The sequence below is a fragment of the Veillonella tobetsuensis genome, from assembly GCF_001078375.1.
Lineage (GTDB): Bacteria > Bacillota > Negativicutes > Veillonellales > Veillonellaceae > Veillonella > Veillonella tobetsuensis.
The window spans coordinates 39,488-63,720 of sequence record NZ_BBXI01000016.1; the positions used below are offsets into that span (position 1 = coordinate 39,488).

Sequence of the window (24,233 nt, forward strand, 5' to 3'; positions counted from 1 at the left end):
AATCTTTTTAACTAAAAGAGGACTTCCACATCTCTAAATGTAGAAGTCCCCATATCAAGTTAATGAATACATATAGTCAGCATATATACATCACTAACTTAATACCTCTAACATTAATTAGAGGATTTCTTCTTTGTATTGATGCTGCTTTTTCTGTGATTCCATAATGACTTGCTATGTCTATTATGCTCATGTCCTTAATATATTCATATAGTCCTAGTAATTCACCTGCAAATGCATTCGCTTGCCACTCAGGATCCTTATATGGTGGTATGTCACCATCTTCTCTCGCCAAAGTAATCGTCTCTACGCGATGTAATAATAGATGTCCTAATTCATGTGTCATAGTTAATCTGTCTTGACCATAACCATTGTTTTCTGGTCATGATTTACTCGAGATAAATCAATATCAATGTTATTTCTAACACTGTCCTCTGCAGCCTCTTGTGTAGTCATAATATCATCTAGTCCAAATTTCAATTTCATAATCTTCTAACAAAACATCCGATTACTAATATTAAAACAATAATAGTCGCTATATTAATCAGCCATTCTAAATATTGCATAATTCACCTCGTTGATTTACAATGATGTCGAGAAGGTGGCTGGGCTTTCACCCGCCTGCTTTTTAGTCTTTGCTAACAAGTTTAAAATTGCTAGTGCTAGTACCAGTAGCGTTAATGTATTTGCTAAACTTGTTAGCTATTTTATTATGTCCATACTTACACCGCTTTACAATACCGTTACACGCTCTAACATGTTTAACAGCAAGATTCTTTTAATAAAAAACTATCGACTTAGGTAAATAGTATGTATACAGAGAAATGGACACATATCATAATAGGAGGTGAAACTTATATGTTTTTCTTTTTTCTTGAGGAAGATACTAGTACAGGTTCGTATACATCGCCTTTTGATTCGATAAAACAACTTGATGACGAAGGTAATGAGTATTGGTATGCTAGGGATTTACAAGGGATACTTGAATACTCCGAATGGCGAAATTTTTATAAAATTATTGAAAAGGCAAAAAATGCTTGTGAAGCCAGTGGTCATGTGGTTCAATCCGAATTTGTTGACGTCAACAAATTGGTAGATGTTGGGGCTAACTTACAACGTAGTATACAAGATATAGTACTCTCTAGATACGCTTGTTACTTAATCGCTATGAATGGTGATCCGCGTAAAGAGGTAATCGCATTAGCTCAAACTTATTTTGCGGTAAAAACTCACAAGCAAGAGCAATTAGAATTGCAAAAAGAAGATAGCTTACGCTTGCAAATCCGACAAGATATTAAAGAGCATAATATTTCTTTAGCTGAAGCCGCTAACCAAGCAGGAATAAAAGAACCAAGAGATTATGCTATTTTTCAAAATGAAGGATATAAAGGTTTATATGGCGGTTTAGGAGTAAAACAAATTCATGCTAGAAAAGGTTTAAAAAAATCTCAGAAGATTTTAGATTATATGGGAAGTACTGAACTTGCTGCTAATCTATTCCGCGCTACACAAACTGATGAAAAATTACGCCGTGAGGGAATAAAAGGAAAACCACAAGCTAATAAGGTTCACCATGACGTTGGGGCAAAAGTGCGGCAAACCATTAAAGAATTAGGCGGTACTATGCCAGAAGATTTAGCTACACCGACTAAAAGTATCCAACAAATAAAAAAAGAAAAGCAAAAGAAGCTTTCAAAATAATACACATTGATTTGCACCCATTTTCTTGGACAGACAATAAGAAAAACCCGCACAACAGTGCGGGTTTATTTTGGTGGACCACCAGGGGTTCGAACCCTGGACACCCTGATTAAGAGTCAGGTGCTCTGCCAGCTGAGCTAGTGGTCCATGACACGACTTATTATATGCCTATTTTATAGGAATGTAAAGAATATTTATTACATTCCTATAAAATATATACACTAGAATTGTTGCATCCAATCCTTTATCGTTTCACAAGCCTCTGTAGGAGTAATATCAGTAGTCCCTACACATTCATCACCTTTATAAAACTGAATTACACTATGGGTACGGCTTACTGCTTTTACAATAATCTCCGTCAAATCTGCTTTAGCTATACTAAATTGTAAACCATAACGCCCCACATAAGTAAATAGCTGTTTTTGTGTGTCGTAATCCATATGAACCTGTAGCATCTTGCCCCCAGGCCAACAGGATTCAACATATTCTTTATTTCTTGGTTTTAGAAAATCAAAAAATCCCATGCTACCCTCCGATACGCCACATTGGTCGCTCTGGTTGATCCATAGCAATTCCATCATGACGTTCTTGTTTACGCTGTAAAGCCCATTCAATATAACTGGCAAGTTCGGTTTCACTTAGGCCTCTACGTACAAGAGATACTAAATCAGATTCATCATCACGCAAGAGACATAGACGCATTTGACCATCCGAGGTAAGGCGAACACGATTACAAGTATCACAATAACTATGGGACATGGAGAATATACATCCAATTTCCTTTCCACTCGGTAAATTATAATACGTTGCAGGTCCAAAACCATATACAGAGTGATTTTCTGTAAGTATCCCACCACTTACGCGTTCTAATTGAGCCTTCCATTCATCAAAGGTTGGTCCATGAAATGCATCGCCTTGAAATGGCATATATTCAATAAAGCGCCATATGACAGGCCAAGTCTCCACGTATTGCAACAAAGAACGAACTTCATCATCAGTCCAGTGACGCGATAGAACAGTATTGATTTTAACAGAGGTAAAGCCTGCATCAATAGCACTATGAATACCTTTGAGTACAGAATCCAGTTGATTGGCTTTGCCTACACAAAGAGCAAATGCATCGCTATCTAAAGAATCAAGACTGATATTTACACGGTTTAAACCTAGCTCTTTTAGTTTTGCCGCACGCTGTGCAAGCAAACTGCCATTTGTGGTCATAGAAAGGTCTTCAAACCAGCCTATTTTCTTAATGCGAGCTAATAACTCTTCAAGATAAGGGTATAGCAAAGGCTCACCACCTGTAAGGCGTACGGCCTTCACCCCCACATGATGAAAAGCACCTAATACGGTCATCCATTCATCTACAGATAATATCTGTGTTTGGCTTTGTGGCGTAATCTCTGCCGGTCTGCAATAAGGGCAGCAAAAGTTACACGCATCTGTCAAAGACAGACGTACATATTCAATTGTACGGCCCCATGCGTCCTTCATAGCACACCTCGTTTAACTCACTATTTAATAATCGATACTTCATCACCTACGTTAATTGTACCATTTTTTAGAACTTTTCCAAAAATTCCTTGCGTAGGCATAATACAGGATCCCACTTGTTTCATAATTTCACAGCCGTGATGGCACTCTTTACCGATTTGTGTTACCTCTAATAATACCTCAGAACCTAGCTGTAATCGAGTTCCTACGGGCAATTCGTATAATACGACGCCTTCAACGGTGATATTTTCAGCAAAGTCACCAGGTTTTACATCGGCCCCCTTATTGCGCATATGCTCAATACTTTTAATGCCGAGTAAACTAATTTGGCGATGCCAATTACCAGCGTGTGCATCGCCTTCCATGCCATGATCTACGATGAGATTGGCAGATTCAATATTATGTTTCTTTTGCCCTTTTTTCTCGCTAATAGAGATGGCAATAATCTTTCCTTCAGCCATACAGTCCTTCCCTTCTTATGGGAACAAATTATCTAAATTTATCAATTTATTATAACATAGTATATAGGTGTAATCCCTGTGAGTTTAGTCACTATTTGGGTGTATTACTTTCAAAAAAGAACCCTACCCATTATGAGTAGAGTTCTTAGTATTAATTATTGTGAAAGTCGATTAACGACGGCCCATTTCTTTAAATTCATCGCCCTTGTTCACGCCATTGAGCAATAGATTAAGCATGATAGCCATGATACTCCCGAATGTAATACCAGATTTTAATAAAATTTGAGCCCATGCTGGGAAATGCGCATAGAATGTTGGTGCAGCGATAGGAATCATGGAAACACCGATACTAATCGCCACAAGCATCAAGTTTTGATTGCCATCAAAATTAACTTTACCAAGAGAACGGATACCGCTAGCAATAATCATACCAAACATGGCAATACCAGCACCACCGAGCACTGCATTTGGAATGCTTGCTACAACAGCCGCCAATTTAGGGAATAAGCCTAATAGAATTAAGATTACACCAGATGCAGCTACTACAAAACGACTTTTAACGCGTGTTACAGCGATAAGACCAACGTTTTGAGCAAATGCTGTATACGGGAAGCTATTGAGAATACCACCAAAAATAGTGGAAAGACCATCTGCACGAATGATGGACGCCAATTCCTTGCGACCAATTTTTTTATCTACGATTTCACCGATTGCGATACTATCACCAGTTGTTTCAACCATAACAACGAGCATAACAATCATCATGGAAATCACAGAGGCCCAATCAAATGTTGGTAATCCAAAGTAGAATGGTTCAATAACAGCCACCCAATGAGCTTTACCAACCTCAGCAAAATTGGCTACCCCCATTGCAAAAGCGATGGCAGTACCTGCAATAAGACCAATTAATACGGAAAGATTACCAAGGAAACCTTTAGCAAATTTATAGGTAAATATAACGATTAAGAAGGTAAGAAAACCGAGGCCAATATTGGTAAGACTACCAAACTGTGGATTTCCTACGCCACCGCCCATCCAGTTGACAGCAACAGGCATAAGGTTAATACCAATAATTGTAATAATAGTACCTGTTACAACAGGTGGGAACAGACGAATCAAGCGACTAAAGAATGGTGCCACCAGGAATGTAAATAAACCTGCAACGATGATAGCACCGTAAATGGCGGTCATCCCGTGTTGCGCCCCAATCATGGCCATTGGACCAACAGAGGCAAAGGTTACGCCTTGAATCATCGGAATACGCCCACCAATATTACCAAACCCTATTGTTTGAATAAGTGTGGCAATACCGCAAGTAAATAAGTCCGCTGTAATAAGTCGGATTAAATCCTCTACAGGCAAATGCATAGCTTGCGCAATAATAATAGGTACCGCTACAGCACCTGCATACATTGCTAATACGTGTTGTAAGCCATAGGCAAACAGCTTGGGTACTGGCAACATAGAGTCAACAGTATTGTTTTGTTCTGACATAATGGTCTCCTGTTTTCTAAACTACAAACATTACTCTTATATTTTACGTTATTATTCGGATTTTAACAATAGAAAAAGAGAAACCTTAGATATTTTATTTTCTAAGGCTTCTCAACTCCATATTTTCCGAACATTAGATAGCATAACGCATATTATCGTCCATTATTTATATAAGGCCAAAATGACTGCTTCCTTTTCATCTAGTTCAGATTCGATTCGATCCATTTGTTCTTTTAATTGAGCTACATAGGATTCATCTTTAATGCCAGAAATATTGATGCGCACATTTAAAAATGCAGCTTTAACAGCGGCTCTTGCATTGATAGCTGCAATGATACCATCGGTAATGAGGTTTTGATTTCCCTTTGTAGCTGCAACATGCGCAAGCTCAAAAATTTCATGACTAATCAGGCCAATCTCTAATGGAACATTGGCGGCATCTTTATAGGCTTGTTGAATCGCTGCACTACGAACTGCCTTTTCATCATCTGTATTTTTAGGCAATCCCAAAGCATCCATAAAGAGATTAAATACATTCGCATCTGCTTGTGCTAGTGAAAGTGCTTTTTCACGAATAGCCTCCGCCTTATGTTGCAAATCATGCATTTCATCTTGTACATCTTCATAGCCTTTTTTGCCAAAGGTTAAATTGGCTACCATCTCAGCCAATGCGGCCCCTGTAGCTGCCGTTAATGCCGCAATCGCACCACCACCTGGTGTAGGCTCCTTAGATGCAGTAGCGGCCACAAAATCTTTTATAGAACTCGTTAATAAATCCATATATACACCTCAATAATAAAGGGGGCCATCGCCCCCTCTATATACTATGTCAATAAAAATACTATGTCGATTACAATACCATATTATTAAAATAAGCCTTTAATAGTGCCGTCCGCATCAATATCCATATTGAGTGCTGCCGGACGTTTAGGTAAACCAGGCATAACCATAACATCACCAGTACGGCATACGAGGAATCCTGCACCATTAGCCACGCGAATATCGGTTACATTAATTTTAAACCCTGTTGGCGCCCCTAACAACGCTGGATTATCCGATAAGGAATATTGTGTTTTCGCCATACAAACCGGTAGATTATCAAGCCCCCACTCTTTTAATTGAGCGATTTGTTTCTTCGCCTTTCCATCAAATGTAACGCCATCGCCACCGTAAATAGTGCGAACGATTTTACCAATTTTATCTTCAATATTATCTGTTAATTCATATACGAATTTAGGTGTTGGTTCGCTGCCTTCCACGAGTTCCACAACGCGTTTAGCCATATCGATACCGCCTTCGCCACCTTTTTCCCAACATTCATTGAGCTCTACAGCAACGCCATAGTCATTACACAAATGAGTTAATTCAGCAATTTCTGCATCCGTATCGGTAGCAAATTTATTGATGGCAACCATAACAGGTACACCGAAGAAGCGCATATTTTCAATAGCTTTACGCAAATTGCTGAAACCCTTTGTTACAGCCTCTACATTTTCTGTATTCAACTCTTGTTTTGGTACGCCGCCATGCATTTTAAGAGCGCGCAATGTAGCAACGATTACGATAGCATTTGGAAAAATATCACCGTAACGGCATTTGATGTCGAGGAATTTTTCTGCCCCTAGATCAGCACCAAAGCCAGCTTCTGTTACTACAATATCACCGAGTTTTAGGCCTAATTTTGTAGCCACCACAGAGTTACAACCGTGCGCAATATTAGCAAAAGGACCGCCATGAACAATGGCAGGCGTATGTTCCAATGTTTGTACAAGATTTGGCTTTATAGCGTCTTTCATAAGAAGCGCCATCGCCCCTTCACAGCCTAATTGATGTACATACACAGGTTCACCTTTTAGGTTAGGACCGATGACGATGCGACCAAAGCGTGCTTTCAAATCTTCTAAATCGGTAGCCAAACATAAAATGGCCATGATTTCAGAAGCAACGGTAATCATGAAATGATCTTCGCGCGGAAAACCACACACCTTACCGCCCATGGCGACCGTTACATTGCGCAATGCACGGTCATTCATATCGAGAACACGAGTCCAAGAAATTTGACGCAAATCGATTTCTAGTTCATTACCTTGGTGGATGTGGTTATCGATCATAGCGGACAATAGATTATTTGCCGCCGTAATAGCATGCATATCGCCCGTAAAATGTAGGTTAATATCATCCATCGGTACTACTTGGGCATAACCGCCACCAGCAGCGCCACCCTTGATACCGAATACAGGTCCCAAGGATGGTTCGCGAAGTGCAGCAATAGCATTCTTGCCGATTTTATTCAAGGCTTGCACCAAACCGATGGTAGTTGTAGATTTCCCTTCCCCTGCAGGAGTTGGTGTAATAGCTGTAACGAGAACTAATTTCCCGTCCTTTTTACTGTCTAAACGCTTAATGGCATCAAAGGAAATCTTTGCCTTATAATGACCATATTGTTCAATATCATCAGGAGTAAGACCGCATTTATCAGCAATAACCTGAATTTTTTCCATCTTATTTTGTTGAGCTATTTCAATATCGCTAAGCATAATTCCTCCTCATATCCACCTGTTTTGTCTACTGTGAATGTATATTTGTACACTCGTCACCTTTTTATTATATGTGAAAGTGACGATTATGTCTAATTATTTCTTACTTATATGTATATTGCTTTTTCTAATCAATAGGCTAAGGCACACATAGACTGAGGAGTTCAACAAAATAAAACCGCCACCAACGGTGACGGTTTAGTATGACTTACCTATATAAAATTACGGGTTAAATGGGAATAAAATTGGCAATAATACCAAAGAAACGATGGCAGATACAATAATCAATGGTACGCCCGCTTTTACATAATCCTTAAAGCTGTAACCCGCCACGTTATACACCATAGTATTTGCAGGCATGCCGATTGGTGTAGCATATGCAAGAGAACTGGAAATAACGATAGCTACAAGAATCGCTTTGGGGTCAAAGCCTAATTGAGATGCCAAGGACAAGCCGATAGGTGCCAACAATGCAACGTCCGCTGTATTGGACATAAAGTTTGTCATGAATACAGACAAGAAGAAAAGCACTGCTAACAAGGCCAATGGGTTAGGTGTCTCACCCAAACCATCAACGATAAGGTTTGCAATAAATGCACCTGCGCCGGATTTTACCATTGCTGTACCAAGAGCCAAGGAACCTACAAACAACAGAATTGTCTTCATATCGATAGACTTAACAGCCTCTGTTTCAGTGATAACCCCAGTTGCTACGATAACAAGAGCACCTACCCAAGCGCTAACAGCTAAAGATACACCGATTTGTTTTTCAAAAATCATAGCCGCAATAGTCAATACAAGCACCAAACCTGCTGTCCATTTTTTCCACATTGGAACATGATCAAAGTCAGCATTTTTTTGATAGTTTGCATCAGGCTCACGAGTTGGAACCTCTGGCAAGAAACGTTTGCCAATGAATGCATAGAATAGAGTGCCGATGATAAGCATAGGTAAACCTACTTCACCATAAGCGAAGAAACTAAAGGAACCAAGACCAGCCTCTTGCAAATTAGAGTTTGCAATCATATTACCAGGGGAACCAATCATAGAAATATTACCACCCATAGCGGCTGCAAATACGATTGGCATTAGGAATTTAGTTTGGTTGAAACCACCCTTTTTACAAATACCGATGACAACAGGAATCATAACGGCTGCCGTACCTGTGTTGGACAAGAAACCAGACATAATACCTGTAAGCATCATGATAGCGATAATAAGGGTTGTTTCGTTTTTAGCAAATTTATTAACAACATTACCTACATCAACAGCAACACCTGTTTCAAAGAAAGCAGCACCGATAATAAACATAGCTAGGAATAAAATAACATTAGAGTCAACGAAGCCTTTGAAAGCTTCCGCTGCGGTTAATACACCAGAAAGATGTAAACCAACGGCTACAATCATAGCCGTAATAGACAATGGAATCTTCTCTAATGCAAACATGACGATTGCAAATACGAGGAATCCCAATGTAACAGCAACACTATAATCCATGAGAACTTTCCTTTCATGGTAGCCATACGCCTATAGTATATAGATATAACTCAGTGATGTAAATCATATAATTATTTTTTTATAATGAATCTTTTTCATATATCTACAACGCTAGATAATACCTTATATATTAAAAGGGGCACAGAATTGGCAATAATCCCAAAGGCATTTATTTAAACTCTTATGAATAGTTTAAAACGGGAATAAGATTGGTAACAATACGAGTGCCACGATACTAGATACAACAATGAGCGGCAAACCAGCTTTCACATAATCCATGAAGCTATAGCCAGCTATATTATATACCATAGTATTTGCAGGCATCCCAATTGGTGTAGCATATGCTAAGGAGCTAGCGATTACGATAGCTGCAAGCACCGCTTTTGGATCGAATCCCAATTGAGATGCTAGGCTAAGACCGATTGGTACCAATAATGCACAGGTAGCAGTATTAGACATGAAGTTCGTCATGAACACACCAAGCACAAAGATTACTACTAGAACAACAATTGGAGATGGACTAGCACCAAGGCTATTCACGATAATATCTGCAATTACAGAACCAGTGCCTGTTTTAACCATTGCGTTCCCAAGGGCCATAGAGCCAGCGAAGAGCATGATTGTTTTCATATCGATAGATTTAACAGCTGCACTTTCACTAATAACATTAGTAGCAACTAATACAAGAGCACCTACCCAGGCACTCACATAAAGTTTTACGCCTAATTGTTTTTCAAAGATCATAGCACCAACTGTCAAAATCAATACAAGTGCTGAAGTCCATTTTTTCCAAGACGGTACATGGCTATAATCTTCATTGCCTTCAAAGGCACCATCTGGTTGATGACTTGGAGCATCTGGTAAGAAACGTTTACCAATTGTAGCATAGAAAATAGTACCAACAATTAGAATTGGCAAACCTACTAGACCATAATCAAAGAAACCAAAAGAGCCTAGACCCGCTTGTTGTAAGCCCGCTTGCGCAATCATGTTGCCAGGAGCGCCGATAAGTGAAATATTACCACCCATAGCTGCGGCAAATACAAGAGGCATTAATAATTTAGTTTGTTTAAAACCACTTTTTTTACAAATACCAATAATTACAGGAATCAGTACAGCAGCTGTACCAGTATTAGATAAGAAACCAGATAAAATACCTGTAATCATCATAACGGCAACGAGCAAAGATGTTTCAGTTTTAGCAAACTTATGAACTACATTCCCTACCTCTACGGCCACACCTGTTTCAAAGAAGGCTGCACCAATCACGAACATACCCATGAAGAGCAATACGTTTGGATCTACAAAACCTGCGAAGGCATCTTTAGCAGATAATACACCGCTTAGATGTAAACCAACGGCTACAATCATCGCCGTAATAGACAATGGGATTTTCTCCCATGCAAACATGACAATGGCAAACACTAAAAAGCCAAGAGTTATCATTACACTCGTATCCATACATACCTCCCAATACGTGTCATATACCTAAAAAAGGGTACAAAAAAGGAGGATTCTACAAAATCCGTATAATCCTCCTATGTAGTTACATTTCACAATGCAATTATTTAATGAAGCTTACGTGTTTATAGATTTCTTCTAACACTTCTTCTTTCTTCGCATTGTATTCTACTTTTTTATTTTCAAAGTAGTTATTGCCTTCTGCATCGATGGATACGATGAGTGGACCGAATTCTTTTACACGGCAAGTCCACAAGGTTTCAGGCATACCGAGTTCACGCCAGTTAGCAGATTCGATTTCTTCTACTTCTGTAGCAGCAAGTACAGCATTACCTGCTGGGAATACGCAGTGAAGAGCACCAAAATCTTTACATGCACGCGTTGTTTCAGGACCCATACCACCTTTACCAACGATGAGGCGTACACCTGTTTGTTTTACGAATTCATATTCGAATTTTTCCATACGCATAGATGTAGTAGGACCTACGGAAATCATTTCAAATTTATCGTCACCATGATCGCGTACGATTGGACCTGCATGTAAAATGGCACCGTTGCGAACATCTACTGGTAACTCCCGTCCATATTCGACGAGACGACGATGAGCAACATCACGGCATGTTGTGATATGACCATTTAAGTAAATAATATCCCCTGCTTTAATTCCTTTAAGATCAGATGCTTGAATTGGTGTTGTCAAAATATGTTTAGCCATTAGAATGTCACTCCTTTATGAGATAAAATTTCGTACTTACCGTCTTTATCAAATACTACATGACCGCGACGATGGTTCCAGCAACCAACGTTAACAGCTACGGAAATTACAGATGGATGACGAGAACCATGTTCGATGTTTACACCCATAAGGGATTTATCACCGCCCATACCTTGAGGTCCAAGGTGCAATGCGTTAATACCGTCTTCAAGTAATTGTTCCATATATGCTGCTTTTTCATTTTCAGCCTTAGAGGATACAGGACGCATCAAAGCCTTTTTGGACATAACCGCTGCTGTATCGATAGATGTAGCAATACCAACACCAACCAATAATGGAGGACATGCATTCAAACCATAGCTTGTCATCAAATCTAACACGAATTTAGCAACGCCTTCATAACCTTCGCCTGGCATCAATGTTTTACCAGATCCTGGCAAGGAGCAACCGCCACCGGCCATATATGGGAAAATTTCTACATCATCACGATCAGGTACGATATCCCATGTAATGTAAGGTGCAGTGCGACCAATATTTTTACCAGTATTGAATTCATCAAATGTTTCTACACAGTTATGACGAAGTGGCGCATCTTGCGTAGCTTGATATGTGGCATTGCGCAAGATTTCTTCAAGTTCACCAATTAATGGATAATTAGAACCAACCTTCACCCAGAATTGCAATACTCCTGTATCTTGGCAAGAAGGACGATTCAATTCATACGCAAGGTCCATATTTTTATGCATCGTTTCATAAATTGTTTTAGCTAATGGATTCTTTTCATCGGCTGCCAATTCTTTAATTTTAGCTTCCACATCATCAGGTAATTTCTTTGCCATATAAGCAATGAACTTGGCAATGACATTCGTCATCTCTTGTACTTGTTGTTCTTTCGTACTCATCGTAAACCTCCAGCAGGACTTCATTATTTAAAACTTAGCATTTATTTTGTATCGGAACCTTAGCTCCTTTCGATGATTTCATTATACTCTTTTTTCAGAATATAACTATCCAATATACAAGTTGATTTTTGAGAGTGAAATCCCTATAAAATCATAATGAATCACCTATATAAGTAAATTTTAGCGTATATAAAATATAAAATTTTACCTACCTATAAACACGAAAAAGAGCACTACTTATTGAAAAGCAGTGCTCTTTTTATATTTAGGAACGGGGATTTTTAGTATATACAAAATTACCTATACCTAATGATTGTATATCTCCCTAAATTTAAAACGCAAAACCATAAAATTATAACAATTTACAATGGCTGTAATAATTAAGGTTAAGATTGTAATTTTTTAACAACAGACTCAAGCTGTTCTCTAACAACTTGTAATTTTTGATTCGCGTCCTCTAGCTTTAACTTATAACTAGAATCATGTTCATAAGGCAAACAAGATTGTAGTAGTTCTACAATATCTTCCTCTTGTGTAGATATAATCTCTTTCCAATCATGTAATTTGGTCTTACGCCCTAACTCTTTTGCTTGCTTACGATATTCAGAAGGAGTTGTATGAAAGTGCTTTTTAAAGGCAACATTAAAGGCTTTAATATCTGCAAAGCCACAACTACTTGCAATATGAGCAACCCCATCATCAGAATTAGCTAAACGAACTGTAGCCTCCCTTAGCCTCATACGCAAGAGATACTCTAAAAAGGAAACGCCTAATTGGCGTTTAAAGAACTGCGATGTATAGTTCACATTATAGCCACCGATTTGGGCAATATCTTCTAATTCAATCTTTTGCTGATAATTTTTATCTATATAGGCAATCATCTTATCAAAGGTAGCCACCGTCATATCAACAGGCTTACCATGAATCGACTTAACCGCATCAATCTCATCATATACCTTACTGGCTAATGCTAAATAGTGATGTTCTAACCACATCTGATTAATGGGGCTTTCACCATTAGACTTAATCAACATCATCATGGCTGCGTGATGTCGTAAAGAGGTAAAGAACGGATTATGCCGATTAGACTTATCAGAGCGTATCACAAATTGATACATTCCAAAGTTCGGATCAAATTGTTGAAAGAAATCCTTACCTACATGAATAACCAATGCCGTCGTATCCTGCTCTAATGCCAACGTAGCGTGCCCCACTTGAGGAGAAATAATGATAGAGTCGAGAGGTTCCATTGTGAAAACCTCACTATTACAGCTCATCTCAATACGACCCTTTAATAAAATAAGGATTTCCGTTTCTCCATGCCAATTATAATGATAGGTACTAACCTTGTATATATGGCTACTGAAATCTATATGATTATGTTTGTATGTATAGTAAAAGTAATCCATAATTACCTCATCTTCTAACATAAAAATGCATCCCTAATAAATCCAAGGGATGCATTTATTATGATATATTTATTTAACCGTGGTCAATAATATCTTTTAATATTGATTCCGATACATACTGTTCCAAAAATTAGTACAGGCCTGTACTAATTTAAAAAGGGACTCATACATGAGTCCCTTGCAATTTATTATATTGTTGGTAAGAGGCCTAGCAAATATACCTTACATATATCCCCTTCATGTACCTCATGTACGCCTTGAGGAATGCAGGCTAAGGCATTAACGGTATATAATCCAAGCATGCTGCTACTGTTAAAATGACGATTTGCCACAAAACGCGGTTGACCATCACCAAATATGACCTTGCCTTGCACGTAGCGATCAAAGGCATTACGTTTAGATAGATCGCAATCCATTACACAATTAAGTACTGGAGTGGACCAATTTTTAATACCTTTATATCTACGCAAGGTAGGAACCACTAATAGGTGCCAACCATTAAAGGCTGCACCGGGATTACCCGATAAACCAAAGATAAGTTGACCTTTAGGCGTAACGGCCCCATAGGAGGCTGCACCTGGACGCATTTGGATGCGCTCATATAGTGTTTTAGCTCCTAATTTTTCATATATAAGCGGCATTGTATCAAACATGCCTACAGATACGCCACCAGAGCTGATAATGATATCTGCTTGTTCACTAAGTTCAAGTACTCTTGCAATTTCTACATCTAATCTATCTGGTGCATCGCTTACATGATACTGTGTGACATGACGAAAACCTAGGTCATCTAGTAAACTACAAATCATCATGCGATTTGAATTATAAATTTTACCAGTAGTCAAAGGTTCCCCTGGATCGATGACTTCATGGCCCGATGTAAGAACCAGAATACGAGGCATCGCATATACAGATACATCAATATAACCTAAGCCAGTTAGAATTGTTTGGACCGCAGAGGTTACTTCAGTCCCCTTTGGAATAACAACAGTGCCCGCCAAACACTCTTCACCGCGTGGAATAATATGGCTGCCCTTTTGTTGCGTACCTTGAATAGTAATTCTAGAACCAATCTCACCAGAGCCTTGGATCTGTTCTTGCATGATAACGGTATCACAAGTTTCTGGCACAGGGGCCCCTGTCATGATTCGTACGGCATGACCAGTTGTTACAGGCTTATCCCATACAACACCAGCGCCGATGATACCATCGACGATATAAGTATCACAATTAGGATCATATGCTAAGGCATACCCATCCATTGCGGATTTATGAAATGCGGGCACATCGGTAGGTGCCAAAACATCTTTGGCCAACACGCATCCTTTTGCGTCGCCAACGGCAATGGATTCGATGCTATGATGTTGTTCTCGTAAAGCCTCACTCCACAAATGAAGCGCTTCATCAACAGTAACGGCTTTCATCTATATCCCTCATCATACCTTGTATACGACATACCAACTCTGGTATGCATTCATCTAATTTCGTAACGTCCACAGTCATTACCCGTTCTATCTCGCTCGATATGAGCGACTCGGTATATCCGTCTCGGATTATCTCAATAATTGGGAATACGCCTTGGGACCTAGTTTCTAGTATAACAAGGTCTACCGGTAATGTCTGTGTCAAATCATACAGATTAGACTGTTCTTTTGTACGAATCCGTACGGCAGTCTCCGTCGGCCCTGCAATGGCTACGGCCGTGGCGCCTGCTTTCATAGCAAGATCCGTATCAGTTCCTTCATAATCCATGTGAAAGCCATGTTTATCGCTCTTCACAACACCTACAGAGACCCCTATTTTTTGTAACTCACTAACTAGACGTGTCACAACAGTGGTCTTACCTGTTTTACGCTTTTCAGAGACTACGCTAATAATCGGCACATAACGACATGCATTTACCGCCTCAGCCCGCGCCCATAGGTAATCCTCTATATGATTTACATTGCGGAGATTGTGACTGTAATCTACTGCATCTATAGTAATTACAGAACCAACAATATGTAGCGCATGTTGTAAAGATACATCTTCGCCTGCTAATGCAGTCTGTAAAAGAGGCGCAATGGATGGTTTATAAATGCCAGCCATTGGTTCATAACGACCACTTTCACCAGTAGGAACAATAACAGACCAATCATCACCCTCCACGCGGTATAGCCAATCATAATATAAATTAAAATCCATAAATGGCATATCTACGGCCAGTACCGCATAGGCGTGACTTTTACCTACAGATAAAGCACTATACAATCCACCTAGTGGACCACATCGCTCCACAGAATCCCGAACAATAGACACTTTATTTTTTTCTTCATTCGACAACGTGTCGATGATATTAGCCTGAATGGCTTGGCCTAGCGCTTCATCATCACCAATAGAAATGAGCACATCTTTTGCATCATGGTCTAAAGCGTTACGCAATGCATGAGAAATGAGACTTTCACCATTCACCCAAGGCAATAGAGCCTTGGGATATCCCATACGTGAACTGAGGCCACCAGCCAAAATTATTACGCCTAAATTAAGCACTGCGATTCAACCCTCTTTTTACCCCTTGGTAAACAAATAACAATACAATAATATTAAGAATTCCATCTGGTATCATGTAAGATGCGTTGTAAATCATGGAGTAGATCCATGGATTTTGGCCTTGTGGTGCGTAGCTAGCAAATACAACGGCACCACTTGTAACAGAAGTAAACCAGCGCAATGCAATGGCTACAATAGAGCCACTAACAAGGCCTGTAATGTTGTCCTTGAAGTAACCACATACACCAATAGCACCATAGGCCACCAAGTAATCTAAGATGATACTGAGATAATGAATCGATGATTTAAAACCAAGCAAGAAGTGAAGTACGCCATATACGACGCCCGCCCAAATGCCGCGAGTACCTCCCCAACGATAGGCAAAAATCATGAGAGGCACCAGAGATGCCGCCTTAATGGAACCACCTTGAGGCATATGGAATAATGTAATAAAAGATAATACCTGTGCAATAGCAATCGCTACACCAGCCTCTGCTATCATACGTGTTTTTGACTGATCCATTGAAATAACCTCCTACGAATATAAGTATCTTTGATACGTAAAATTGGTACAGACAAGGCACCTATAAAATTGTATAATAACTATATGAGAGTTTTTAATATTCGGAACGTATTGAAAATTTAAATAAAATTCAGTATAATGGTACAGGTTCAATTTATTATACCTCAAAGGAGATATAGAAACTATGATTAATACAACTAACATCTTTGATTATGAAGACGTACAACTGATTCCTAATAAATGTATCGTAAACAGCCGTAGCGAATGTGATACACATGTTAAACTAGGTAATCGTACATTTAAATTACCTGTAGTTCCTGCAAACATGCAAACTATCATCGATGAAGAGTTAGCTGAAAAACTAGCAGAAAAAGGCTATTTCTATATCATGCATCGTTTCCAACCTGAGCGCCGCCTTGATTTTGTAAAACGCATGCAAGAGAAAAACTTATATTCTTCTATTTCCATCGGCGTAAAAGAAGAAGAATTCGCATTAGTTGATAAATTAGCAAAAGCTAATCTTATTCCTGATTATATCACAATCGATATCGCACATGGTCATTCTAACGCTGTTATCGATATGATTCAATACATTAAAAAGAATTTACCTAATACCTTTGTTATCGCTGGTAACGTTGGTACTCCTGAAGCGGTTCGTGAGCTTGAAAATGCTGGTGCTGATGCTACAAAAGTAGGTATCGGTCCTGGTAAAGTATGTATCACTAAATTAAAAACCGGCTTTGGTACTGGTGGCTGGCAATTGGCTGCTGTTCGCTGGTGCGCAAAGGCAGCTACTAAACCTATCATCGCTGACGGCGGCATCCGTGATCATGGCGACATCGCTAAATCCATCCGCTTCGGTGCAACTATGGTTATGATTGGTTCCTTATTCGCTGGTCACGAAGAATCCCCAGGGGAAGAGAAAATCGTTGACGGCAAAGCAGTAAAAGAATACTTTGGTTCCGCTTCTGAGTTCCAAAAAGGGGAACGTAAAAACGTAGAAGGCAAAAAAATCTTCATCGATTCCAAAGGCTCTATCTTTGATACATTAATCGAAATGGAACAAGATTTACAATCTGCTATCTCCTACGCTGGTGGCACAACATTACAAGCTATCCGCAAGGTAGACTACGTACTTGTTAAAAACTCCATCTTCAACGGCGATCGTTAATCGCTCATACTAAAAGGGTATCCGATTCCTAGGAATCGGATACCCTTTTATATTATTCACGTATAAAACATGGTTACTATCGAGTCATCTCATCACATTTTACTCAGCAGCATCAGTATTTTTTTTCATCAAATAATAGGCATACTTACCAATACCTGCACTTATAACAAGTAATGCTGCAAGAAGTGCGAATGCCACCATTAAGCTAGTTCCGTGAGCGATGAAGCCAATTAAAGCCGGTCCCATCAAGATGCCCATGTAGCCAAGCATGGTAGATGTTGCCACAGCCTGTGTCATAGGGATAACATTTTGTTCCCCCATTGCGGAGAATAGATTCGGCACAACCATAGCAAGGGCGATACCTAATAATAAATAAGTGTACATGGAGCCATAACCTGGCAATACTACGATAAGTGCCATCGCTACAGCACCGAGTAAATAACCACCAACAACAACTTGTTTCGACGTCAAATGTCTACCAAGTGTATTACCGAGCAAACGGCCTGCACACATCGTACCATTAAAAAGCATAACCCCCATCACCGCTTCTTGAATGGCAATAGCCTTATCTTCATGAAGATACAAAGCACTCCAATCCCCTACAGCCCCTTCTACTAAATAGGATACAAAGGACAATAGACCAAAAATGATGGCAATGGGATGGAACGACAATGGGCTTTTAGATTTTTTTACAACCTTTGCATTTGGATCTGTGCCAAAGGTCAACATGAATTGACTAACTACAATTATGGCTAGCAATAATACGATGAGAAGTCCCCAGATACTTTCATTAACAGGAAAATTCAAAATCTTTAACAATACCAATAGTACACCGGCACCCGCGAAGCCGCCAAGGCTCCAGCCTCCATGATAGGCCCCCATTAAATGTTTTTTACTTATCTTTTCTGTGAGGATAGCCTGAAGATTGGCTGCAGCACCACTTAATCCGACACCGATACCAAAGAAAAATAAGGCTACCGTTGTTTCAAAGATGGTGGAACATATGAGTACGAGAGCCAGGGAAATCATGCCCACAAAACTACCGATGAGAACTGTTTTTTTACATCCCAAAGATTCAACTAATTTACCGGCTACAGCCATGGATAAACAAGAACCCACACCAAGTAACAAAATCATAGATCCCAATACATCCTCACCGATATTTAGTTTTGCTTTCAAATACGGTACAAAGCCAGCCCACAAGGCTGTATACATACCTGGGATAAAAAAGGCGCCAAAAGCACCACGAATATTAGATTTTGTTATGGAAACTTGTTCGTTCATTACATCCTTTCTGGTTTCTAGAACCGTTCGTCGAAGAAAGGCCCTTTTTGTATCCGCTAGGTCGCAATAACAAGCGTTCCTAGGGGAAACCATTTTAACTATAAGATTTATATGAAAGATATAATAACCCTCTTTACGCATGTTGTAAAGAGGGTTATGTAAAATTAAATTTAAATTAAAAATGTTAGCCCCATAGCTATAAAAATGGCAGGTAACAAATTGGCAATGCGAATCTTGCCAGGCCAAATAAGGTCAATACCAACGCAGAAAATCAAGATAGAACCTACATAGGATAGATTATCTATAGCGGTCTGCGTCATTAAAGGTGCTGCCACATGAGCCATCGCCGTTATGAGCCATTGGGTAATCCCGACAGGAATAAAGGAGAACAAGGCCCCCTTACCCATAGAGGAGCTCATCACCATGACGATGACACCATCAAGAATACCCTTGAGTAGCAAGGTCTGGTAATCACCAGTTAAACCATCTTGGATGGAGCCAAGAACGCCCATGGCACCAACTGTAAACGTGAGAGATGCGGTGATAAATGCATGAGTAAACGTTGGATCTCCGGTATTACCAGTGCGCGCTTTCACCCAATCACCAAAAACCGTAATCCACCGATTCAAATCGATGAGTTCCCCAATAATGGCACCTACTACCATACTAACAATCATCAATAGAGGCCCTGTAGTTTGCAAGGAACCATTGACGATGACCAGCATAAATTGCATGGCCCCACTCATCCCTAGTAGCAATACGATGATGCCACTCACCACCATCAAGGTTTGCTTTAAATTTTCCTTCATGAAACGACCAAAGGCAAGTCCCAGAAGGCTGCCACCTATAATCAAGGCCATATTAATGGCCGTCCCTAATCCAATCATAATCATATCCTTTCCCTTACTTATGAAAGTCATTATGAAAGTAGTATATCAACTACATCGACATCAATCAATATAAAATATCATAAAAAACCGCATCTAGCTGAGCTAAATGCGGTTACGTGCACAGTTATTCATCTGTTGGTAAATATACCACAGGATTAGCTTTATTAATCTCATTAAAACAAGGACAATCCTTACCATGATCATTAATGAGACCACTGGCCTGCAGATGAGAATATATGGTCACAGGACCTACAAATTTAAACCCTCGTTTCTTCAAATCTTTACTGATTTGTGTAGATAATTCATTTTTGACAGGTACCTGTCCCGCAGGATGACCTTTATAAATGATTGTTTTATGATTGGTAAAAGCCCAAATATACTCACAAAAGGATCCAAATTCCTCTTGAATGCGTTGAAAGGCTTTCGCATTATTAATAATAGCCTCAATCTTTGGACGCGATTTTAACATCCCTTCCGTACTCATGATTCGTTCCACATCGGCTTCTGTATAGTGAGCCACCCGTTCAACATCAAAATCATCAAAACACTGACGAATGATATGACGCTTGTTTAATATGGTAAGCCAACTTAATCCGCATTGAAGACTTTCTAAACACAAATGTTCAAATTGATGTTGGTCATCGTGAATAGGACGTCCCCATTCATCATCGTGGTAAGACTGGTAAAGTGGCGTTGTAGGCCACGTACAAATAACCTTCATAGGCCGTCCTTTCTTAACATACAATGTGCTGATTACAATAATTTTGAAGACATTTCATCATCAAAGTAAATACCGTAGGCCTGTTTATAGATAGCATTTAGCATTTTATATCGATTGCCTTTGAAGCTAAGCTCTGAGATATCTTTATAAACATTATCTATTTTATAAAGTTCTGCAATGCTATTACCAGAAAGAGTATACCCCTTAACACCAAGAATACGACATGTAATGCCTATGTTAGCTTGTTTATCACGCCATACAGAAATATATGGACTATCTTGCCCTTGAGATTTCAATACATCATGTTTGCTGAGAAGTTGACGCAAAGAGCGATCTAACTGGTAATCATATTCCATTTTCACAGCTGCGATATAATCCTCCCCATCTACTAGTGCATATACTGTAACTGTGATGCGTCTATGACCTTCAGTTGCTGTTATAGGAGTAATCGATTCCATATCTACATAGTACACTTTATAATCCGCTACAGACTTGAACTGCACATATCTAGAAGAACCTCTTAATTCAGATTGAGATATAGCTTGACTATATATTGGTAACATAATGAACGGCAGTAACCATAATAAAAGTAAATACATGCGTTTCATAGTCCACCTCACTGTATTAGAATATCATCAAAATGCTGAAGATATACGGCCTTAAACAGTGCATCCGCATTATCATAAATAACCTGATACCCTCGACTTCGATCAATGGAGCCCTTCCATTCCCTATCCAAATGATTGGATCTGTTCTCAGGATACCAGATATCGCCATTTAATTGATATGTATTAAGAGGTTTAGATTTTATAACAAGACCGGATTCTCGTTCAGCTGTCTCAATGACATCAACTAAGGATGCATTTGGTTGTTTCTCACGATTAGCATGAATTAAAGTAGCTAAAGAATAATTTAGATCATAATAGATGGTCATTTCTGACTCTTTAATCTCTGGTCCAGCTGTATAATCAAATACCATGTAATTAGTACACTGTAAAGTGTATTTAGGAGGATTATACTCAACAATACGAATAGAGTTTAAATCAATAAACGAATAAAACCTCTCTACATAACTACTCGTTTCTGAAGGGTATTCCTTATAAGATACTAACTTAAAATTAGGTGATGACTGTAGTTCTTGAAGGCTAATAGCCCCCGCAGTCATAGTAATAGACAACATCATAATAAATAAAATGAGAAAACGTTTAATCATACTATACGCCCCTTTCCATTCAACTTATTAGAGTATAATCACATCTACCTTTTATTTAGTTGTATCCTCCCCTTATTAAAATATGATTCTGTTCTCTGGTTTATCACCATAAGAATTTAGACCTTTATTACCTGGAATCAAGCATAAAATTATTTTAGACGCTAATACAAGCCAACCAATTTCACGGGACCATACGGCAAGAATCCCTAATACAATATAAATGAAAGCTAAAAATGTAGGACCATTAAGATCATGAATACGTCTTGCTGCAATGGCTATCTCACGCACCATAGCGATAAGTATAAACGGAGCACCAATTAAAATACTCAACATAGAATAACCAGAGAAGCCCATAATAAAGCCGCCCACAAAACCGATGGCAAATACAATAAACATATTGATAAAGAAAGATCGACGATTCATACGACCTGATAGAGAAAACATAGAGTGAAATTGTTCCATAATAAATCCTTTTAAATAAAATTACTAAAACATTAGATATATAAGTAAAAATATCGTCATTATTAAGTTTATTGTATCATAAAAAGACTCTATCTTGAGGGGTCGGTTCATTAAGATAGAGTCTTTGCTAGATATTCTGAAAGGAGTAATTTACTTTAAATATCTTTGTCATTTGATTGTATTAATATATTTTTAAGTGCAGCGTAGCCATATACAAATTCATCATTACATATATTAGGTAATTCACATATGGTATTTTCATATTTATCTGCAACTACGCACACGGTCAAAGCTCCTGCCAATTTTAGTAAAAGCTTAGCTTCTTGCATTTGTTTCCATACAGTTTCATCTATTAATTTAGAAACCACGATAACACCTACCACCTCACGATTAAAGGCTCCTGCAGTAGCAGGTGGATATGGATTAAAGGGTTCCCCTAATCGATATACAAATACAACAGTTTCCACATTATAAGATGAAACCAATAAAGCAGAAAAATACCAAGGATTTTCAATGTATTCCCCTGGAGTTAAAAGACAATTTTCTTTACGATAAATTGCCATAGGCCGTGGTAAGGAATATGTTAGTTCTAACAAGTTTTTTACCACCATCTCAGCCCGACAATAGGTACTGCCAACCCACAGAGTACTTCTTAAGGTCTTCACTATCAACTCCGTGTAAGCGACACTATACTAAATTGTAATTGTTCTGAAAAGCCTTGTAATACAGTTTTTAGAGATACCTCTACACTTGATACATCTCCTGAAATTAAAACTGCTCCTGAAAAACGATCGATAAATTCAATATGAACATTAGCAGCTTTAGAGGCCATATCCCCCGCAATTATAGCAGCTTCTCCAGGTGTAATAGTTAAAATCCCTATTGCACTACGCCCTTCACTATCCAATCCTAATTTACTGTACAAATCTTTTTTAGGATTCGCTAAAACATGAGCCAATGTAACTTGCTTTCCTGGCACCGACTCTTGAATTATTCGTTGCTTGTCTATCACGGTTTATAACCTCCCCTCAAATCATAAATTTAAAAATGCTTTAAGCCATATAAATGCACCTACTGCTAAAAATCCACCAATCATTGGCCCTACTATTGGAACCCATGCATAGCCTAAATTAGCAGTCCCTTTATTAGGAACTGGTAATATAGCATATGCAAGTCTTGAAGGTAAATCACGAGCAGGGTTCAGTGCAAACCCTGTAGTTCCGCCAAAAGAAAAACCGATACTTGCCACTAAGAAACCTATAATTAATGGTGCCAATCCATTTACCATAGGTCCTAGCAAGAGTACACAGAAAATAAATAAAAAAGTTGCAATAATTTCTGAAAGTAAATTCCATCCACGATGATCTATGGCTGGACCCGTAGCAAAAATGCCTACACAGTTTCCCTCTTCAGGACTAGTTATTTTAAAATGTGGATAATAGTGCAACATGGTAATGCTTGCTCCTAAAAAACCACCTAACAATTGAGCTATAACCGCTCCTATAACTAATTCTTGTGGAAATAATCCACCTGCTGCAAAAGCTACTGTAATAGCAGGGTTTAAATGTGCAACACCGCCCAAACTAATAGCGGTGTACACTGCAAAAGTAACTGCAAAGCCCCACCCAAACATCAATCCAATCCAGTTGGTTTTTATGGCACTAGTAATAGTATTCTTCAACAATAACGATGCATTACAACTACTACCAAAGGCCATTAAAACGGCTGTTCCAATGAATTCACTAACATACACTTGTGTTGCATCCATATGT

The 24,233-nt window shown here is 38.9% G+C and carries 27 protein-coding genes and 1 tRNA gene; 2 read left to right on the plus strand and 26 right to left on the minus strand.

The genetic code is table 11. The features are described from left to right. Positions 1-76: 76 nt before the first annotated feature. Both VEI_RS06665 and VEI_RS10550 read right to left on the minus strand, forming a co-directional pair. Complete coding sequence (locus VEI_RS06665; protein WP_223209342.1) at positions 77-346, minus strand: ImmA/IrrE family metallo-endopeptidase; 270 nt, start codon at positions 344-346, stop codon at positions 77-79. Positions 347-348: 2 nt separating this feature from the next. After that, positions 349-480 (minus strand): hypothetical protein, encoded by a 132-nt coding sequence (locus tag VEI_RS10550; RefSeq protein ID WP_256359134.1) that lies wholly within the window; start codon positions 478-480, stop codon positions 349-351. A 378-nt stretch (positions 481-858) separates the two neighbouring features. On the opposite strand from VEI_RS10550, the gene dinD reads away from it, so the two are divergent. Continuing rightward, positions 859-1,701, plus strand: coding sequence for a DNA damage-inducible protein D (gene dinD / locus VEI_RS06670; RefSeq protein WP_059363548.1), 843 nt, complete (start codon positions 859-861; stop codon positions 1,699-1,701). Between the two features lie 71 nt (positions 1,702-1,772). Here dinD and VEI_RS06675 read toward each other — a convergent pair. The 15 genes from VEI_RS06675 to thiT form a co-directional block, all read right to left on the minus strand. After that, positions 1,773-1,848, minus strand: a tRNA-Lys gene (locus tag VEI_RS06675). Between the two features lie 74 nt (positions 1,849-1,922). Beyond that, a complete protein-coding gene (locus VEI_RS06680) occupies positions 1,923-2,225 on the minus strand; it encodes a hypothetical protein (protein WP_059363550.1) in 303 nt (100 codons plus the stop codon). Position 2,226: 1 nt separating this feature from the next. Beyond that, positions 2,227-3,192, minus strand: coding sequence for a GTP 3',8-cyclase MoaA (gene moaA, locus VEI_RS06685; protein ID WP_059363552.1), 966 nt, complete (start codon positions 3,190-3,192; stop codon positions 2,227-2,229). A gap of 20 nt (positions 3,193-3,212) precedes the next feature. Then, the gene (locus tag VEI_RS06690; RefSeq protein ID WP_059363554.1) at positions 3,213-3,653 is read right to left on the minus strand and encodes an MOSC domain-containing protein; all 441 of its coding nucleotides are present in this window, start codon (positions 3,651-3,653) and stop codon (positions 3,213-3,215) included. Positions 3,654-3,824: 171 nt separating this feature from the next. Next, positions 3,825-5,147 carry a nucleobase:cation symporter-2 family protein gene (locus tag VEI_RS06695; protein ID WP_059363556.1) on the minus strand — a complete coding sequence of 441 codons (1,323 nt, stop codon included), beginning with the start codon at positions 5,145-5,147 and terminating at the stop codon, positions 3,825-3,827. A 162-nt stretch (positions 5,148-5,309) separates the two neighbouring features. After that, positions 5,310-5,927 (minus strand): cyclodeaminase/cyclohydrolase family protein, encoded by a 618-nt coding sequence (locus VEI_RS06700; protein WP_059363557.1) that lies wholly within the window; start codon positions 5,925-5,927, stop codon positions 5,310-5,312. 86 nt (positions 5,928-6,013) lie between these two features. Further along, positions 6,014-7,684 (minus strand): formate--tetrahydrofolate ligase, encoded by a 1,671-nt coding sequence (locus VEI_RS06705; protein ID WP_059363559.1) that lies wholly within the window; start codon positions 7,682-7,684, stop codon positions 6,014-6,016. 222 nt (positions 7,685-7,906) lie between these two features. After that, a complete protein-coding gene (locus tag VEI_RS06710; protein ID WP_059363561.1) occupies positions 7,907-9,181 on the minus strand; it encodes an SLC13 family permease in 1,275 nt (424 codons plus the stop codon). A gap of 192 nt (positions 9,182-9,373) precedes the next feature. Continuing rightward, a complete protein-coding gene (locus tag VEI_RS06715; RefSeq protein ID WP_059363563.1) occupies positions 9,374-10,642 on the minus strand; it encodes an SLC13 family permease in 1,269 nt (422 codons plus the stop codon). Between the two features lie 103 nt (positions 10,643-10,745). Continuing rightward, positions 10,746-11,357: a L(+)-tartrate dehydratase subunit beta gene (gene ttdB / locus VEI_RS06720; protein ID WP_059363565.1), complete on the minus strand. Its 612-nt coding sequence runs from the start codon at positions 11,355-11,357 to the stop codon at positions 10,746-10,748. Further along, positions 11,357-12,259 carry a L(+)-tartrate dehydratase subunit alpha gene (ttdA, locus tag VEI_RS06725; RefSeq protein ID WP_059363567.1) on the minus strand — a complete coding sequence of 301 codons (903 nt, stop codon included), beginning with the start codon at positions 12,257-12,259 and terminating at the stop codon, positions 11,357-11,359. The genes ttdB and ttdA overlap by 1 nt, the downstream gene beginning before the upstream one ends. A 386-nt stretch (positions 12,260-12,645) precedes the next feature. Then, complete coding sequence (locus VEI_RS06730; protein WP_059363792.1) at positions 12,646-13,668, minus strand: AraC family transcriptional regulator; 1,023 nt, start codon at positions 13,666-13,668, stop codon at positions 12,646-12,648. A gap of 188 nt (positions 13,669-13,856) precedes the next feature. After that, positions 13,857-15,092 carry a molybdopterin molybdotransferase MoeA gene (locus VEI_RS06735; protein ID WP_059363568.1) on the minus strand — a complete coding sequence of 412 codons (1,236 nt, stop codon included), beginning with the start codon at positions 15,090-15,092 and terminating at the stop codon, positions 13,857-13,859. After that, the gene (locus tag VEI_RS06740) at positions 15,073-16,197 is read right to left on the minus strand and encodes a molybdopterin-guanine dinucleotide biosynthesis protein MobB (protein WP_059363570.1); all 1,125 of its coding nucleotides are present in this window, start codon (positions 16,195-16,197) and stop codon (positions 15,073-15,075) included. Before VEI_RS06740 ends, VEI_RS06735 begins: the two co-directional genes overlap by 20 nt. Continuing rightward, entirely contained in the window at positions 16,190-16,720 is a 531-nt protein-coding gene (gene thiT, locus VEI_RS06745; RefSeq protein WP_059363572.1) for an energy-coupled thiamine transporter ThiT, read from the minus strand. Before thiT ends, VEI_RS06740 begins: the two co-directional genes overlap by 8 nt. Before the next feature lie 184 nt (positions 16,721-16,904). Here thiT and VEI_RS06750 point away from each other — a divergent pair, with 184 nt between their 5' ends. After that, on the plus strand, positions 16,905-17,891 hold the full coding sequence (locus VEI_RS06750) for a GMP reductase (RefSeq protein ID WP_059363573.1): 987 nt from the start codon (positions 16,905-16,907) through the stop codon (positions 17,889-17,891). 99 nt (positions 17,892-17,990) lie between these two features. Here the strand turns inward: VEI_RS06750 and VEI_RS06755 are convergent, their stop codons facing one another. The 9 genes from VEI_RS06755 to VEI_RS06795 form a co-directional block, all read right to left on the minus strand. Continuing rightward, positions 17,991-19,175, minus strand: coding sequence for an MFS transporter (locus VEI_RS06755; RefSeq protein ID WP_059363575.1), 1,185 nt, complete (start codon positions 19,173-19,175; stop codon positions 17,991-17,993). A 170-nt stretch (positions 19,176-19,345) separates the two neighbouring features. Then, positions 19,346-20,062 (minus strand): DUF554 domain-containing protein, encoded by a 717-nt coding sequence (locus VEI_RS06760; RefSeq protein WP_059363794.1) that lies wholly within the window; start codon positions 20,060-20,062, stop codon positions 19,346-19,348. Between the two features lie 127 nt (positions 20,063-20,189). Beyond that, a complete protein-coding gene (locus VEI_RS06765; RefSeq protein WP_059363577.1) occupies positions 20,190-20,786 on the minus strand; it encodes a DNA-3-methyladenine glycosylase I in 597 nt (198 codons plus the stop codon). Between the two features lie 32 nt (positions 20,787-20,818). Beyond that, positions 20,819-21,394 (minus strand): hypothetical protein, encoded by a 576-nt coding sequence (locus VEI_RS06770; RefSeq protein WP_059363579.1) that lies wholly within the window; start codon positions 21,392-21,394, stop codon positions 20,819-20,821. Between the two features lie 8 nt (positions 21,395-21,402). Further along, a complete protein-coding gene (locus VEI_RS06775; RefSeq protein ID WP_059363581.1) occupies positions 21,403-21,999 on the minus strand; it encodes a hypothetical protein in 597 nt (198 codons plus the stop codon). 75 nt (positions 22,000-22,074) lie between these two features. Continuing rightward, a complete protein-coding gene (locus tag VEI_RS06780; RefSeq protein WP_059363582.1) occupies positions 22,075-22,461 on the minus strand; it encodes a DUF805 domain-containing protein in 387 nt (128 codons plus the stop codon). A gap of 155 nt (positions 22,462-22,616) precedes the next feature. Next, the gene (locus VEI_RS06785; RefSeq protein ID WP_059363584.1) at positions 22,617-23,126 is read right to left on the minus strand and encodes a EutP/PduV family microcompartment system protein; all 510 of its coding nucleotides are present in this window, start codon (positions 23,124-23,126) and stop codon (positions 22,617-22,619) included. Between the two features lie 2 nt (positions 23,127-23,128). After that, positions 23,129-23,473, minus strand: coding sequence for an ethanolamine utilization microcompartment protein EutS (gene eutS / locus VEI_RS06790; RefSeq protein WP_059363586.1), 345 nt, complete (start codon positions 23,471-23,473; stop codon positions 23,129-23,131). A 21-nt stretch (positions 23,474-23,494) separates the two neighbouring features. Next, entirely contained in the window at positions 23,495-24,229 is a 735-nt protein-coding gene (locus VEI_RS06795; protein ID WP_059363588.1) for an MIP/aquaporin family protein, read from the minus strand. Between the last annotated feature and the right edge of the window lie 4 nt (positions 24,230-24,233).